This is a genomic window from Pseudoalteromonas sp. 20-92, assembly GCF_030847595.1.
GTDB classification, from domain to species: domain Bacteria; phylum Pseudomonadota; class Gammaproteobacteria; order Enterobacterales; family Alteromonadaceae; genus Pseudoalteromonas; species Pseudoalteromonas fuliginea.
The window spans coordinates 27712-43857 of the sequence record NZ_JANJGQ010000007.1 but is presented as its reverse complement, the minus strand read 5'-3'; the positions used below and the strand labels follow the sequence as shown (position 1 = coordinate 43857).

Genomic DNA, 16146 nt, shown 5'->3' with positions numbered 1-16146 from the left:
TTGCTTCAGTTTTTTTAAAGACAGACAAAATACATAAAAACTTTCATAACTATTTACCTATTACAATTAGCTAAAGTCACTTGCTTTGGTGCAAAAGTAGCTGCAAGCCTTTATACTAAAGCTTGTGCGTTACCCCACCGAGAGCAAATATGAACGAAGAATACATAGAAATAGAATTAGAAGAAGAGCCGATTGAGCTCTGTAAATTATTAAAAGTACTAAACTTAGTTGAAGGTGGCGGCCAAGCTAAAAACCTAATAACTGAAGGCTATGTGGGTGTTAACCATGAAATTTGTACAATTAAACGGAAAAAATTATACAGTGGTGATGTGTTAGAGTTTGATGGTGAGTTTTTTCAATTATCACTAAGTGCGGATGCAATCCCTGCAGAAAAACCTGCTGTACAAACTCACACTGAACCAAAGCCGGCGGTCTCTCAACCAACAGTTCAGCCTGCTAAAAGTAAGCGTAAGCGAACTAAAAAGCCAAAAGTAGATGACAAAACAGGACGTCGTCCTATTTCATTTGGTTAAGTATTTAAAACCCCCTCTTTTTATATAAAAAGGCCAACTTATATAGTTGGCCTTTTTACTCTTCAATAACCTAGGGCGTGTTAGTAAATAATAAAAATAAGGTGGTTACATGCCTGTCAATACATCCCAACATTGGTTTAAAACCTGCTGTATAGGCGTCAACTCGTATGGAACTTACTTGGCGTTATTGTATTTTTATGCAGATGATGACTCCCAAGATGATAATTAAACCAACTATAAATCAACAAGCTGCGCATTCTAACATTCCTATTTAGTTAACCATTACATTTACTATTGCCGTATTAAGAGGCACTTTTGGCCGGCTTTGCTTTGTGTGAGTGTTAAAGTTACGCAACAAGGCTGGTTACAGTAATTATACCAATTGCATTAAATTAGTGGGCTATTATAACGCTAAGAAAATAGCGTAATCACGAGGCGAAATTACGATATATAGTTGTTCTATAAAAATAATTTTTAACGCAGTGAGTGCGCTATTTAATGCGATAAAATGATCATTTTTTTAATCAAGTAGGTATAAGTATGGGCCGAATAACGTTTGGCCCCCTCCCTCTTTTAAATCATCCTTGAAAATAAAGTTTTCAGCATCATCTCTATCTTGGTAACTGTATAAATTTCGTTCTCTAAGTATGGTTTTTTACGCTGGTATGTACTTTGCAACTCAAGCACTACAGAGGTCACTCTTCAAAATATTTTTATAATTCATAAAGGGGCAAATAATGAATAATAGTTTCGACACCCAACATCAGCTCACAATTAATGGTGAGCAATACCATATTCATTCTCTAAAAGGACTTGGTGACAAAGCAAAACGATTGCCCTTTTCCTTAAAAGTATTACTCGAAAACCTCCTTCGTAACGAAGATGGCGCAAACATTAAAGAACAAGACATTCAAGCTCTGCTTAATTGGGATCCTCAAGCAAAACCAGCATCTGAAGTTGCCTTTACCCCAGCTCGTGTTGTTATGCAAGACTTTACCGGCGTACCCGCTATTGTTGATTTAGCCGCAATGCGTGACGCAATGGAAAAATTAGGTGGGGACCCTGCAAAAATAAATCCGTTATCACCTGCTGAACTGGTTATTGACCATTCGGTACAGGTAGATGGCTATGGTAACGAGGGTGCTTTTGATTTAAATGCAAAGCTTGAATACGACCGAAATAAAGAACGTTACGAATTTTTGCGTTGGGGGCAAACCGCTTTTGATAATTTAAAAGTAGTGCCACCCGCAACCGGTATTGTTCACCAAGTGAATTTAGAATATTTAGCGCGCGTTGTTTTTAATGAAGAGCGCGATGGCAAAAAATTCGCTTACCCAGATACGCTTGTAGGGACTGACTCTCACACCACCATGATTAATGGCTTAGGTGTGCTTGGTTGGGGTGTAGGCGGTATTGAAGCCGAAGCAGCAATGCTTGGGCAGCCAATTAGCTTACTCATCCCACAAGTAGTGGGTATGAAGCTAAGCGGCCGCCTACCTGAAGGGACCACCGCAACTGATTTAGTATTAACAGTAACAGAGATATTACGTAATCATGGTGTAGTGGGTAAATTTGTCGAGTTTTATGGCGACGGTCTTGCCGATTTACCACTCGCTGATAGAGCAACCATAGCTAACATGGCACCAGAGTACGGCGCTACGTGTGGTATTTTTCCGATTGATGATGAAACCATTAACTATCTCCGCTTAACAAACCGCGATGAGAAGCAACTTAAACTCATTGAAGATTACGCTAAGCACCAAGGCTTATGGCGTAACGATGGCGACGAAGCTAATTACACCGACACACTCGAGCTTAAATTAGATGATGTTGTACCAAGCCTTGCAGGACCTAAACGTCCTCAAGACAGAATTGCCTTAAATGAGGCTGGCAAAGTTATTAGCGAGCATTTAAAAGGCTTTCAAGATGAGCGTATGGCTCGTCGTGATAAAAGCGATGAAGAACAAGCGCGTATCGAAAGTGAAGGCCCGGCAACAAACCCCGATGAACCTGTTGATGAAGCGCAATTTATGGGCGCCGCTAAAGTTAAATTTAAAGGGCAAGAGTTTGAGCTAAACGATGGCGCATGTGTTATTGCCGCTATAACCAGTTGTACTAACACCTCGAACCCGAGTGTAATTTTAGCCGCAGGTTTGGTCGCTAAAAAAGCGAAGCAATTAGGTATTAATGTAAAACCTTGGGTTAAAACATCCCTTGCACCTGGCTCTAAAGTAGTTACCGACTACTTAGAAAAAGCAGGCTTGATGGACGACCTAGAAAGTCTAGGCTTTAATTTAGTAGGCTATGGCTGTACGACGTGTATTGGTAATTCGGGGCCACTTGCAACTGAAATATCAGACGCGATTCAAAAACATAAACTAGTGGTCAGCTCTATTTTATCAGGTAACCGTAACTTTGAAGGGCGTATTCACCAAGACGTTAAGATGAACTTTTTAGCGTCTCCTCCGCTTGTTGTTGCATACGCTATTGCAGGTAGAACAGATATTGACGTATACAACGAACCTCTCGCACAGGATGCTAACGGCAACGATATTTACCTTAAAAACATTTGGCCAAGCGTTAAAGAGGTTAGTGACTTAGTTAAAGAAACAGTGACTAAAGAAATGTTCGCAAGAAGCTACGCTAACGTTTATGAAGGTGACAGCCGCTGGCAGAAAATTCAAATACCTGATGGTAAACTTTATGATTGGGACGATGCATCAACCTACATTAAAAAAGCACCCTTTTTTGATGGCATGAAAGTAGAACCACCGGGCATTCCTACTATTGGAGGTGCACGTTGTTTAGCTAAGCTTGGGGATTCAGTAACCACTGACCATATTTCCCCGGCGGGCGCTATTAAAGCAGATGCACCAGCAGGTTTATACCTGCAAGAAAACGGCGTAGATAAAGGCCAGTTTAACTCGTACGGTTCACGCCGTGGTAATCACGAAGTAATGATGCGCGGTACTTTCGCCAACGTTCGCCTTAAAAACTTATTAGCACCGGGAACTGAAGGCGGTGTAACACGTACCCAGCCAGAAAATGACTTAGCAAGTATTTATGATGCAGCTATGGAGTATCAAAAAAACGGAACTCCGTTAATTATTTTGGCCGGTAAAGAGTACGGTACGGGATCATCTCGCGACTGGGCAGCTAAAGGTTCTCTTTTATTAGGCGTTAAAGCGGTTGTAGCGCAAAGCTACGAGCGAATTCATCGCTCTAACTTAATTGGTATGGGTGTATTACCGCTGCAATTTAAAGAAGGTGAAAGCTACGAGTCACATGGGCTAACAGGGCAAGAGCAATTTGATATTGATGGCTTGTATGATAAAACCGATGAAGTCACCGTTATTGCAACCAATGCTGAAGGTAAAAAAGTTAGCTTAAGTGCCGATGTACGTATTGATACCCCTAAAGAGTGGGATTACTACAAACACGGCGGCATTTTACAATATGTACTGCGTAATATGCTCGATTAAGCAAAGTATGTTTTAAAAATAGCAACGGCCTCCCTTTTAATAAAGGGAGGCCTTTTTGTGACTGGCCATACGTTGATTATATCGAGCTACTTTACTGTCGAGCATAATATTAAGGGGATAATGGTCGCGGCTGCATATATTGCTATAGGGGTACTATTGCCACTTCGACAAAGATATATTTAGCCATATTATTCATGGAAGCCGAGAAACGTTATCGCGACGTGTCTATAAAAACCTTAGCTTTATTATAGACCGCTTAAGCTATTAATTTCTTTGTTACGTTTTTCAAGTTTATCTTGTACGCTCCCTGCATCTTCAAATAACTTTTGAACAGAATCAGGATCTAAAATACTTATTGTTTCTGATGCTGCTGACATACTTGATACTTTTGGAGTGTTATTTAAAATAGACGTATCTTCTGCGGCAATAACTGTAATATCTTTTGGATTGAGTTTAACCTCAATGCTTTTTGCATGCGGATTTGGCGTGTCTGAAAAATGCCATTGACCTGTGTCATCTTGCCATTTAAAAATTTTACTATTTGAGGCTGTAGAGCTCACTATTTTTTCGCTTGCTTGCTTTGCGTTATGTACAGCATTATCAAATATATTACCGGTGAGTGTCGCTATTTTTTCTTTAATATGGTGCGACTTGTCACTCATTGATGACACTGAAAGCCATGTTTTACCATCGGGCTTTTTTAAATAAAATAAAGATATGAGCGCAATAGTCATGATTGATATTGCTAAATAGGCAAAGTATTTCATAGCGTTCCTGCTTTAAATTAATCCTTTATCCTTTGAGTCTAATTAAAAATACTTAATCCGGCAATTTTTTCACAATAAAAAAGCAGCCGAAGCTGCATTTTTATTTTCGATTTAGCTATACGTGTGCCGCGTTAAATACCATCGCCATCAATGTGTAACCCACACTCACGATTTAAACCAAAGAAACGAGTTTCTTCTTCTGTCATACCCGGCTCTAATTTACGCGTAGTGTGTACATCTCCCATCGACACATAACCTTGCTCCCATAATGGGTGATAAGGTAAGTCATGCTTAGTAAGATACTGATACACATCGCGATTCGACCATTCAATGATCGGGTACACTTTAACTGTGCCACGACTAATTTCTACAAACTGTTTATCTGCACGTGTAGATGATTGATCGCGTCTTAGGCCACTAAACCAAGTACCCGCTTCTATTTCTTTTAACGCACGGGTCATTGGCTCTACTTTATTAAGCTGATTATATTGCTTAATTCCACCTTCGCCTTGCTCCCATAATTTACCAAATTTAGCCTCCTGCCATGCAGGACTAAGCTGTGCTCTATACACCTTTAAATTAAGTGATAAGCGCTCGCTCATTTGCTCAATAAACTGATACGTTTCAGGAAACAAATAACCTGTATCGGTTAATACAACAGGAATATCAGGACGCTGTGAGGTCATTAAATGCAGCATTACTGCCGCTTGAATACCAAAGCTAGATGATAAAAAGGCCGTATTAGGCAAGTTATCAAGCGCCCACGCAACGCGCTGCTCTACGCTCATATTTGCTAGTAAACCATTAGCATCAGCTAACATAGCCGCTTGGCTTTGTTTATCTAGCTGTAAAATGTTTTTAAATTCACTCATGGTAAATTCCAAACCTCACCAGCGCTTAGCGCTGGTATTTAATTAAGCGTGAAAATCGGTTACTGATACTTTTACTTCAGCAACAATGCCTTTGCGAATAACAAAGTCACCAAAACACTCACCGTCGTTGCGCTCTTTAGCCCACTGGCCAATTAGCTTATCGAATGCGTCTAGGTAAACATCTTCGCCTACGTTCTCAAGGTACAATTTAGGAATACGTGTGCCTTCTAAATTACCACCTAAGTAAACGTTGTACTTACCAGGACCTTTACCTACTAAACCAGCTTCAGCAAGCATTGCGCGGCCACAGCCGTTCGGGCAACCTACAACGCGCATAATAATGCTGTCATCTGGTATACCGTGCTTTGCAAGTAATGCTTCAGTTTTTTCTACTAGGCTTGGTAAGTAACGCTCTGCTTCGGCCATTGCAAGTGGGCACGTTGGCAGTGAAACACACGCCATTGAATTTTTACGCTGCTGCGAATCGGTGTCATCAATTAAGCCATGACTACGGGCGATTTCTTCAATTACCGCTTTTTGATCTGCAGGCACACCGGCAATAATTAAGTTTTGATTAGCCGTCATGCGCATATCACCTTGGTGAATTTCAGCGATTTTACGACAACCGGTTTTAAGCGGTTTGTCTGGGTAGTCTAAAATACGACCGCTTTGAATAAATAATGTTAAGTGGTGCTTACCATCAATGCCCTCAACCCAACCAATACGATCGCCACGATGAGTAAACTCAAACGGGCGACTTGGCGCAAACGTAACGCCTGAACGCGCTTCTACTTCAGCTTTAAATACATCAACGCCTACACGGTCTAATGTGTATTTAGTTTTTGCATTTTTACGATTTGAACGATTACCCCAATCGCGCTGCACAGATACAACATGCTCTGCAATTTTTAAGGTATCTTCTAGCGGTATAAAACCAAAGTCATCGGCTTTACGCGGATAAGTTGCTGTATCGCCGTGCGTCATGGCAAGGCCACCGCCCACTAATACGTTAAAACCAACAAGCTTGCCGTTATCAGCAATAGCCACAAAGTTTAAATCGTTAGCGTGTATATCAACTTCGTTATTAGGCGGAATTGTTACCGTTGTTTTAAACTTACGCGGTAAATAGTTAGATCCTAAAATTGGCTCTTCTGTGGTTTGCGCTTTTTCTCCATTTAACCAAATTTCGGCATACGCTTTTGTTTTTGGTAATAAATGTTCAGAAATCTTTGTAGCCCAATCGTAAGCCTCTTGATGTAGCTCAGACTCAACTGGGTTAGTAGTACAAAGCACATTACGGTTAACATCACCTGCGGTAGCAATAGAGTCTATGCCCACGCTATCAAGCATTTGGTGCATGCCTTTGATGTTTGGCTTTAGCACACCATGAAACTGAAACGTTTGACGCGTTGTTAAACGGATGCTGCCGTAGCTTGTTTTTTCATCAGCAAACTTATCAATTGCTAACCACTGCTCTGGCTTGATAATACCGCCAGGCATACGTGCACGTAACATTACATTATGTAGGGGCTCTAGCTTTTGCTTAGCACGCTCACCACGTATATCACGGTCATCTTGTTGGTACATACCGTGAAAACGTATTAGCTGAAAGTTATCAGCGGTAAAGCCACCGGTAATTTCGTCTTTTAAATCTTGTTCTATGGTGCCACGTAAAAAGTTACTTTCTCTTTTCAAACGCTCGTTATCAGAAAGCTTTACGTTTTTATCTTGTTCGCTCATTTTAAATCCTAAATTTGTTACAGTGACGGCTGTTAGCTGTTAAATAAAATAAGAAACGTGATTAATACACGTCTTTCTGATAGCGGTTTGCGCTACGCAAATCTTTTAAGTATTGCTCTGCGTCTTCATCGCTCTTGCCTGTGTTTTCTTTGATGATATCGACCAAGGCGCTGTGTACATCTTTTGCCATGCGATTTGCATCACCACAAATGTAAAAATGAGCGCCAGCTTCCAACCATTCAAACACGTCTTTACTGCTACTGCGCAACTTGTCTTGCACGTATACTTTTTCGGCTTGGTCGCGGCTAAATGCAACATCTACTTTATTAAGTAGGCCCGATTTTAAATAACCCTGTATTTCTACTTGGTATAAAAAGTCTTGAGTGAAATGTGGGTTACCAAAAAACAACCAATTTTTACCTTGTGCTTCACGCGCATCACGCTCTTGTAAAAATGCACGGAACGGCGCAATGCCCGTACCTGGGCCAACCATGATCACCGGTGTATCATCGTTAGTTGGTAGGCGGAAGTTATCGTTATGTTCGCTAAATACTTTAACTTTACAGCCTTCTTCAGCTCGGCGAGTTAAGTAACCCGAACAACCACCTAAGTGCTCACTATCAAACGCATCAAACTCAACTAAGCCTAGAGTTAAATGCACTTCGTCTTCAACCTCTGCTTGACTAGATGCAATTGAGTACAAGCGAGCTTGCAGCTTACGTAGGCAATCGACTAATGTTTGCGCATCAATTTTTGCTGGATTTTGGCGAATTACATCAAATATCTGGCGAGGTTCAATATACGCACGCATTGCAGCTTTATCTTCCACAAGCTTTAATAATTCAGGCGTACCTGTTGCTGTTGCGTATTTTTCTACAAAACCTGGGTATGACTGAGTCAGCTCTAGTTTTTCAATAAGTGCGCCGCGTACGCTTAGCTCTTCATCACCTACTTTTACAATGCTTGCTGCATCTATTTGAGTGAGTGTAAGTACTTCATCAACTAATACATCGTCATTTAAAAAGTACACACCTAATGAATCACCTGGTGTATAAGTAATGTCTGAACCTTCAAGTGAAATTTCAACGTGGCGTACATCTTTAGTTGAGTCGCGACCGGTAATTTTTTGAACTGTTAAAAGCTCTGCTTCAAATGGATTTTGTTTTGTATATTGGCTTGAAGCGGTAGTTGGTGAACCAAAAGGCATAGCTAAAGCTTGACCGCCGGCGGCATCTTGTTGCGCTTTTAAATCAGGTTCAAATGCATCAAGTGCACCGGCGATCCATGTTGCAGCTTCATCTTCGTAATCTACATCTAAATCAGCACGTTGATATATAGTTTGTGCACCAAGTTTATTTAAGCGCTCTTCAAAGTCTTTTGCTGTTTGACAGAAAAACTCATAGCTAGAATCACCCAAACCAATAACGGCTATTTTTACATCGTCTAGTTTTGGCGCTTTTTTAGTGGCTAAAAATTCATGTAGTGTTTCACCGTCTTCAGGAGGCTCACCCTCACCATAAGTAGACACAACGACAGTTAAAAACTTTTCTTTTTTCAGGGCTGTTGGTTTGTAATCAGACATGCTAACCAATTTAACTGCTAGGCCTCGTGATTCGGCCTGCTCTTTCATTTTGGTAGCAACACCTTTTGCATTACCCGTTTGCGAACCATATAAAATAGTTAGTGCTGCAGAATCGCCATTAGCCTGTGCGCCTGAAATAGGAGCTCCTAGCGCAGCTGAATTAGCATTAGCAGCTAAGTAACCACTTACCCACGCTTGTTGAATTGGATTAAGTTCAGCCACTAAACCTTGCAGCTTCTGTACTTGCTCTTGCGATAGCGGACTTGCCGCAGCATTTAGTTGACCTAACAACATGAATCGATTCCCCATAACCCTGAAAATTAAACACAATACACTTTATGTATTGTTAAAAAATGAGTTTTACCTCATCCAGAGTGTATCTGTTGAGGTTTTCTAAGTATGTAGGATAACGGGGTCTGCATAGATAAAAAAAGAATAGAATCTGCTTTGATATTCCATTTAGTTATTAATTTATAAAATTACCTTCAAAAACAGATTAAAGACTTATTATTGCTTTTTATCGAATTTTAAATTAACAATTTTGTAACCAAACTAATATAAGGTATATTCTTCATTCAAAATAAAAAATAGGAATACTCATGTCATACGGGACATATAAAAACAAACTACTTAGTACGGCTTTATTACTCGGCTCACTGCCAGTAATGGCCAATGTAGCTAATGGTAGCTTTGAACAGTGGTCAGGAAATACACCTGCATCATGGACTACTATAGATAGCGGTATTAACTTATCACGCTCAACTAGCACAGTGAAAAGCGGTAGTAGTTCTGCTGCTGTAAATGTAACAACTGGTTCGCAAAGTAACACGGATTTACTACAGCAAATTGCTGTTGAAGCAGGTCAAACTTACGATTTTTCTGCTGATATTTACCATACGGAAGGTAAAATTAAAGCCCGTTTGTATGTCGATGGTTACCAAGGCTATTCAAATGAGGCGCAAACGAATCAATGGCAAAAAATCAGCCATAGCTACACAGCAAGTAGCAGCAAAACAATTAACGTGGGTCTGCGTTTTTATGATGTTAGTGGATTTGATGGCAGCGAAATTGTCTACGTAGATAATTTTTTACCAAATAGCGATGGTGGCTCATCAACAAGCTGTTCTGACAATAGCCTTACCCTAACGCTTAATACCGATAATTATGGCAGCGAAACAAGTTGGTCTATTAATAATAGTCAAGGTAGTTCAATTGCTAACGGTGGTGGTTATGAGTCAAACACTCAGTATGATGAACAAATATGCTTAACTGATGGGGCATACACGCTTGTAATTAGTGATAGTTATGGTGATGGCATGTGTTGCTCTACTGGTAATGGTAGCTATACACTTAAGCAAGGCTCTATCACTCTTGCCAGCGGTGCGAGCTTTAGCAATACAGACAGCTCAGCTTTTGAGTTAGGAAATTCTGGTACAGAACCTGGTAATGGCTCTGGCGGAACTAATCCAACACCCACTGGTTATTATGTAACGACACAGGGCTTAACTGGCTATGCGTTGAAAACTGAGCTTTATAATATTACTAAAGATCATAATGCACAGGGTTATTCGGCGATTTGGAATTTTTATGATTCATCAGCACGTGATAAATACTTTGAAAACGATAATAGTATTTTAGATATGTATAGCGAAAAGCCAAACGGTTCAGACAGCTATAACTATACAGCCGTGAGCGATCAGTGCGGTAACTATAGTGGAGAAGGCGGCTGTTACAACCGTGAGCATTCATTTCCGAAAAGTTGGTTTGGCGGCACTATTGAACCTATGAACTCAGATGTTCACCATATTTACGCAACCGATGGTTATGTAAACTCAAAGCGTAGTAACTATCCATTTGGTAAAGTATCAAGTGCTTCATTTACGTCGACTAACGGCAGCAAATTAGGTTCAGCTACAAGCTCATTAAATTACTCAGGTACTGTATTTGAACCAATTGATGAATTTAAAGGTGACTTTGCTCGCGCCTACTTCTATATGGCAACCCGCTACGAAAACGTCATTGGTACTTGGCAAAACAATACCACGGCTAGTAACGCTGTACTCAATGGCACCTCAAATCAAGTGTTTGAGAATTGGGTAGTGACTATGCTAGTTAATTGGCATAACGACGATCCTGTCAGTGAGCTTGAACTAGATAGAAACCAAGCCGCTTATGAGCATCAAGGCAATCGCAATCCATATATCGATCATCCAGAATTTGTTGAGATGATTTGGTAGGAAAGCTTCGGGCTTCGTAGAAAAACATCAGCCTTTGCATTTGCAAAGGCTTTGTATTATCTCAATCGGAACATTCTTTTTATAATAATAGATTAGAGACTTATTATTTAACAAAACCTACCTCCCTATTAAATGAGTAGATAGTTTATAATTGATAGATTCTCTACAGGAAATTTACTTATAAGAAAACTTACTATATGGGGATACACAGTTGAGCCGAACCATGAGCTAAACAATAACTCAATAAAAAGCAAACATAATAAAACCAAGCCCCCCACCAATCTTCTAAGAAAATAATTTTGATGAGAGTCTTCTTCTTTTATCTGTGGCTTTTCTTTGTGAATATTAAATGTGATGATTTTGCAGTTATTATAAATATGAACATTGTTATTTTCTTGCATTATATTTCCTTGTTTATTACAGGCACAACTAAACCCACATTAAGGTTACCTTGATGTGTATTGTTTATTTTAGTTTGAAGAAAAGTTGTACTTATGGTTATCGTAGGGTGGGGTACATTTGATATGTACAGAGTTCTATTTTAGTTCGCATCTCCTTTATTGATTAGTTTGATATGGTATCTATAACTCAATTGATTACTTATCTAGCCTTATTAACTACTTGATAGAGCCATTATAGATCGAAAAGAAGACCCTGTAAAATAACACAATTAAGCATTTAAAGTCAAATTTAAATTAATATAAAAATCAATGCCTTGAAAATTAAAATACCATTAGCATATATTGGTAATATTCTTTTATGGTGGTATAAATGTAATGTCAGTATATTCTTGGCGTTCTTTTCTCCTCGGGTATCCTAGACTTAACCCAAGCTACGGCGTTCAACTCCACTCCGAGCAGCTAACCGCTGAAAACTTACCACTTAAAACTTATAGCTCTAAACGTAAAAAGCCCCAGCTAATGCCGGGGCTTTTTTACAAAACTAATTTAATTAAAAAATTAAGCTAGCTTTGGACTAGAAATAACGTCTACTAAAGTCCAAGATTTATTCTTAGAAATTGGTGCGCATTCACGGATAGTAACTACGTCACCCGCTTTTGCTGTGTTATTTTCGTCATGTACGTGTAACTTAGTCGTACGTTTAATGAATTTCCCATAGATTGGGTGCTTCACGTAACGTGCGATAGCGATAGTGAAAGATTTTTCCATCTTGTCGCTGATTACACGGCCTTGAAGAGTACGAATTTTATCGCTCATTATTGACCTGCCTTCTGGTTAATAACTGTTTTTACACGCGCGATATCGCGGCGTACTGTTCTTAGCGTGTGTGTCTGAGCCAACTGACCAGTACTAGCTTGCATGCGCATATTAAATTGCTCACGAAGTAGTCCTAGAAGTTCAGCATTAAGCTCTTCTACGCTTTTGTCTTTTAGTTCGCTAGCTTTCATCACATTACCGTCCGAGTTACGAAAGTTGTTTTGAATGGCAGTTTACGAGCAGCAAGGTCAAACGCTTCACGAGCAAGCTCTTCTGAAACACCTTCCATTTCGTAAAGTACTTTACCAGGCTGAATTTCAGCAACCCAATATTCAACAGAACCTTTACCTTTACCCATACGAACTTCAAGAGGTTTTTCTGTAATCGGTTTGTCAGGGAAGACACGAATCCAGATTTTACCTTGACGTTTCACGTGACGCGTCATAGCACGACGAGCTGCTTCGATTTGACGAGCAGTCATACGGCCACGGCCAGTTGCTTTCAATCCGAAAGTACCGAAGCTTACTTTGTTACCGTTTTGCGCTAAACCGCGGTTGCGGCCTTTGTGCATTTTACGGAATTTTGTACGTTTTGGCTGTAACATTACTCGCTACCTCTACTTAGCACTTTTCTTGGCTTTCTTTGGTGCGCGTTTAGCTGGCTTCTCTTGCTCTTGTACTAGTGGTAAACCACCAATAACTTCGCCTTTGAAGATCCAAACTTTAACACCAATGATACCATAAGTGGTTAAGGCTTCAGAAGTTGCGTAATCGATATCAGCACGAAGAGTATGTAGAGGTACACGACCTTCACGATACCATTCTGAACGTGCGATTTCAGCGCCGCCAAGACGACCGCTAACTTCAACTTTAATCCCTTTAGAACCGATGCGCATTGCATTTTGTACCGAACGCTTCATAGCGCGACGGAACATAACACGACGTTCTAGTTGAGAGGCAATGCCGTCTGCTACTAGTTGTGCATCTAGTTCTGGTTTACGTACTTCAGAGATATTAATCTGAGCAGGTACACCAGCGATTTTAGTTACCGCTTGACGTAATTTTTCTACGTCTTCGCCTTTTTTACCGATAACAACACCCGGACGAGCCGTATGGATTGTTACACGGATTGATTTTGCTGGACGCTCAATAACGATTTTAGACACAGAAGCCGTTTTCAATTCCTTAGTAAGGAATGTACGAACTTTGTGATCGCCAAAAAGCTGTGCAGAGAAATCTTTTGAACTCGCGTACCAGGTAGAAACCCAAGGTTTAGATATACCTAGGCGAATACCAGTAGGATGAACTTTTTGTCCCATTACTTATACTCCTAGCTATCTGAAACCATAACAGTGATATGGCTTGTACGCTTAAGGATGCGGTCTGCGCGTCCTTTAGCACGAGGCATAATACGCTTCATTGTAGGACCATCGTCCACAAAGATCGTTGTTATGCGAAGCTCATCAATGTCAGCACCTTCGTTATGCTCTGCGTTAGCAATAGCAGACTCAAGTACTTTCTTAACTAATACAGCGGCTTTCTTAGGGCTGTACGCCAGGATTTCTAGTGCGCGATCGACAGGTAACCCGCGGATCTGATCTGCAACTAGACGTGCTTTTTGCGCCGAACCAGAGGCGAATTTATGTTTAGCTAATGCTTGCATTTATCTTCCCCTCTTATCGTTTCTTCGCTTTCTTATCCGCAGCATGGCCACGGTAAGTGCGAGTTGGTGCAAATTCACCTAGTTTGTGACCGATCATTTCGTCAGAAACGAAAACTGGTACGTGCTGGCGACCATTATGGACAGCAATGGTCAATCCGATCATGTTAGGTATGATCATTGAACGACGGCTCCAAGTTTTAATTGGCTTTTTCTCACCGCTTTCCAAAGCTTTCTCTACCTTCTTCAGCAAGTGTAGGTCTATAAAAGGACCCTTCTTGAGAGAGCGTGGCATGGCTATTCCTCAATATTACTTAGTACGACGACGTACTATAAATTTATCCGTACGCTTGTTCTTACGCGTCTTCGCACCTTTAGTCGGCTTACCCCATGGAGACACAGGATGACGACCACCAGATGTACGACCTTCACCACCACCGTGTGGGTGATCTACCGGGTTCATGGCAACACCACGAACTGTCGGACGAATACCACGCCAGCGATTTGCACCTGCTTTACCAAGTGAACGAAGCATATGCTCAGCATTGCCTACTTCACCTAGAGTCGCACGACAATCAGATTCAACTTTACGAACTTCGCCTGAACGAAGACGTAATGTTACATACTGACCATCACGAGCAAGGATTTGAACGTATGCACCAGCAGAACGTGCGATTTGAGCACCTTTACCTGGTTTTAATTCTACGTTGTGAACAGTCGAACCTACAGGCATATTACGCATTGGTAATGCATTACCAGGTTTGATTGGTGCATCAACACCAGACTGGATTGCATCGCCAGCTTTTAAGCCTTTTGGTGCGATAATGTAACGACGCTCACCGTCTGCATATAATACAAGAGCGATGTTTGCGCTACGATTTGGATCGTATTCTAAACGCTCAACAGTGGCTGGAATGCCATCTTTAGTACGTTTAAAATCGATTAAACGGTAATGTTGTTTATGACCACCACCGATATGACGAACCGTAATACGACCATTGTTATTACGACCACCTGATTTAGAGTTTTTCTCTAAAAGTGGTGCGTATGGCTTACCCTTATGTAGATCTGGGTTAACCACTTTAACTAGGTGACGACGGCCCGCAGAAGTAGGCTTACACTTTTGAAGTGCCATAATTCTATCCCCTTATTACTCGGCGCCGCCGACAAAGTCTAGCTCGCTGCCTTCTTTAAGAGTAACGTAAGCTTTCTTCCAGTCGCTACGACGACCGAAACGTGCGCCAGTACGTTTTGTTTTACCCTTAACGTTAAGTGTGCGAACACCAGTTACTTCTACTTCAAAAAGCTTCTCAACTGCTACTTTAATTTCAGCTTTAGTTGCGTCATTTACTACTTTGAAAACAATAGTGTTGTTTTCTTCAGCAGCAATAGTGCTTTTTTCAGAGATATGTGGAGCAAGGATCACTTTTAAAAGACGTTCTTCGCGAATCATGCTAGCGCCTCCTCAAGTTGCTTAACAGCAGCGGCTGTAATAAGTACCTTATCGAAAGCAATTAAGCTTACAGGATCGATACCAGCTACATCACGCGTGTCAACCTTATAAAGGTTACGTGCCGATAAGAAAAGATTTTCATCTACTTCTTCAGTCACGATAAGAACATCTTTAAGCTCAAGTTCTTTAAGCTTAGCAACTAGTTCTTTAGTTTTTGGTGCTGCTAGAGCAAAACTTTCAACAACGATTAAACGCTCTTGACGAACTAATTCAGATAAGATGCTTTTAATCGCACCACGGTACATTTTACGGTTTACTTTTTGGCTGTGGTCTTGTGGTTTAGCTGCAAAGCTAACGCCACCTGAACGCCAAATTGGGCTACGGATTGTACCGGCACGTGCACGGCCAGTACCTTTTTGAGCCCATGGTTTTTTACCACCACCGCTTACTTCAGAACGTGTCTTCTGAGCACGAGTACCTTGACGAGCACCTGCTGCGTATGCAACAACTACTTGGTGTACTAATGCTTCGTTAAACTCACGTCCAAAAGTAGCTTCAGAAACTTCAAGACCGCCAGAAGCGTCTTTAATTGCTAATTCCATCA

16 protein-coding genes are annotated in these 16146 nt (G+C 40.8%); 3 read left to right on the top strand and 13 right to left on the bottom strand.

Going from position 1 to position 16146, the window contains the following annotated elements; translation table 11 throughout:
* Positions 1–149: 149 nt before the first annotated feature.
* On the top strand, positions 150–533 hold the full coding sequence (locus NRL14_RS08930; protein WP_008133330.1) for an RNA-binding S4 domain-containing protein: 384 nt from the start codon (positions 150–152) through the stop codon (positions 531–533).
* 737 nt (positions 534–1270) lie between these two features.
* Positions 1271–4015 (top strand): aconitate hydratase AcnA, encoded by a 2745-nt coding sequence (gene acnA, locus NRL14_RS08925; RefSeq protein ID WP_033039491.1) that lies wholly within the window; start codon positions 1271–1273, stop codon positions 4013–4015.
* 245 nt (positions 4016–4260) lie between these two features.
* Here acnA and NRL14_RS08920 read toward each other — a convergent pair whose 3' ends face one another.
* From NRL14_RS08920 to NRL14_RS08905, 4 genes are all read right to left on the bottom strand, one after another.
* Positions 4261–4782 (bottom strand): DUF4124 domain-containing protein, encoded by a 522-nt coding sequence (locus NRL14_RS08920; RefSeq protein ID WP_306724472.1) that lies wholly within the window; start codon positions 4780–4782, stop codon positions 4261–4263.
* 131 nt (positions 4783–4913) lie between these two features.
* A complete protein-coding gene (locus NRL14_RS08915) occupies positions 4914–5654 on the bottom strand; it encodes a phosphoadenylyl-sulfate reductase (protein ID WP_306724471.1) in 741 nt (246 codons plus the stop codon).
* A 42-nt stretch (positions 5655–5696) separates the two neighbouring features.
* Positions 5697–7394: an assimilatory sulfite reductase (NADPH) hemoprotein subunit gene (cysI, locus tag NRL14_RS08910; protein WP_007376197.1), complete on the bottom strand. Its 1698-nt coding sequence runs from the start codon at positions 7392–7394 to the stop codon at positions 5697–5699.
* A 61-nt stretch (positions 7395–7455) separates the two neighbouring features.
* Entirely contained in the window at positions 7456–9270 is a 1815-nt protein-coding gene (locus NRL14_RS08905; protein ID WP_306724470.1) for an assimilatory sulfite reductase (NADPH) flavoprotein subunit, read from the bottom strand.
* A 305-nt stretch (positions 9271–9575) separates the two neighbouring features.
* Here NRL14_RS08905 and NRL14_RS08900 point away from each other — a divergent pair, with 305 nt between their 5' ends.
* Positions 9576–11213 carry an endonuclease gene (locus tag NRL14_RS08900; protein ID WP_306724469.1) on the top strand — a complete coding sequence of 546 codons (1638 nt, stop codon included), beginning with the start codon at positions 9576–9578 and terminating at the stop codon, positions 11211–11213.
* A 959-nt stretch (positions 11214–12172) separates the two neighbouring features.
* Here the strand turns inward: NRL14_RS08900 and rpsQ are convergent.
* The 9 genes from rpsQ to rplD are packed head-to-tail and all read right to left on the bottom strand — an operon-like array spanning position 12173 to position 16144.
* On the bottom strand, positions 12173–12430 hold the full coding sequence (gene rpsQ, locus NRL14_RS08895; protein ID WP_007376193.1) for a 30S ribosomal protein S17: 258 nt from the start codon (positions 12428–12430) through the stop codon (positions 12173–12175).
* Complete coding sequence (gene rpmC, locus NRL14_RS08890; RefSeq protein ID WP_002957889.1) at positions 12430–12621, bottom strand: 50S ribosomal protein L29; 192 nt, start codon at positions 12619–12621, stop codon at positions 12430–12432. Before rpmC ends, rpsQ begins: the two co-directional genes overlap by 1 nt.
* On the bottom strand, positions 12621–13034 hold the full coding sequence (gene rplP / locus NRL14_RS08885) for a 50S ribosomal protein L16 (protein WP_002957890.1): 414 nt from the start codon (positions 13032–13034) through the stop codon (positions 12621–12623). The genes rpmC and rplP overlap by 1 nt, the downstream gene beginning before the upstream one ends.
* A gap of 12 nt (positions 13035–13046) precedes the next feature.
* On the bottom strand, positions 13047–13748 hold the full coding sequence (rpsC, locus tag NRL14_RS08880) for a 30S ribosomal protein S3 (RefSeq protein WP_002957891.1): 702 nt from the start codon (positions 13746–13748) through the stop codon (positions 13047–13049).
* A gap of 11 nt (positions 13749–13759) precedes the next feature.
* Positions 13760–14092 carry a 50S ribosomal protein L22 gene (gene rplV, locus NRL14_RS08875; protein ID WP_002957892.1) on the bottom strand — a complete coding sequence of 111 codons (333 nt, stop codon included), beginning with the start codon at positions 14090–14092 and terminating at the stop codon, positions 13760–13762.
* 13 nt (positions 14093–14105) lie between these two features.
* Positions 14106–14384, bottom strand: a complete 279-nt coding sequence (gene rpsS, locus NRL14_RS08870; protein ID WP_004588689.1) for a 30S ribosomal protein S19 — start codon at positions 14382–14384, stop codon at positions 14106–14108.
* 15 nt (positions 14385–14399) lie between these two features.
* Positions 14400–15224, bottom strand: a complete 825-nt coding sequence (rplB, locus tag NRL14_RS08865) for a 50S ribosomal protein L2 (protein ID WP_007376192.1) — start codon at positions 15222–15224, stop codon at positions 14400–14402.
* A 15-nt stretch (positions 15225–15239) separates the two neighbouring features.
* On the bottom strand, positions 15240–15542 hold the full coding sequence (gene rplW / locus NRL14_RS08860; RefSeq protein ID WP_002957896.1) for a 50S ribosomal protein L23: 303 nt from the start codon (positions 15540–15542) through the stop codon (positions 15240–15242).
* Positions 15539–16144 (bottom strand): 50S ribosomal protein L4, encoded by a 606-nt coding sequence (gene rplD / locus NRL14_RS08855; protein WP_002957897.1) that lies wholly within the window; start codon positions 16142–16144, stop codon positions 15539–15541. Before rplD ends, rplW begins: the two co-directional genes overlap by 4 nt.
* Positions 16145–16146 lie beyond the last annotated feature (2 nt).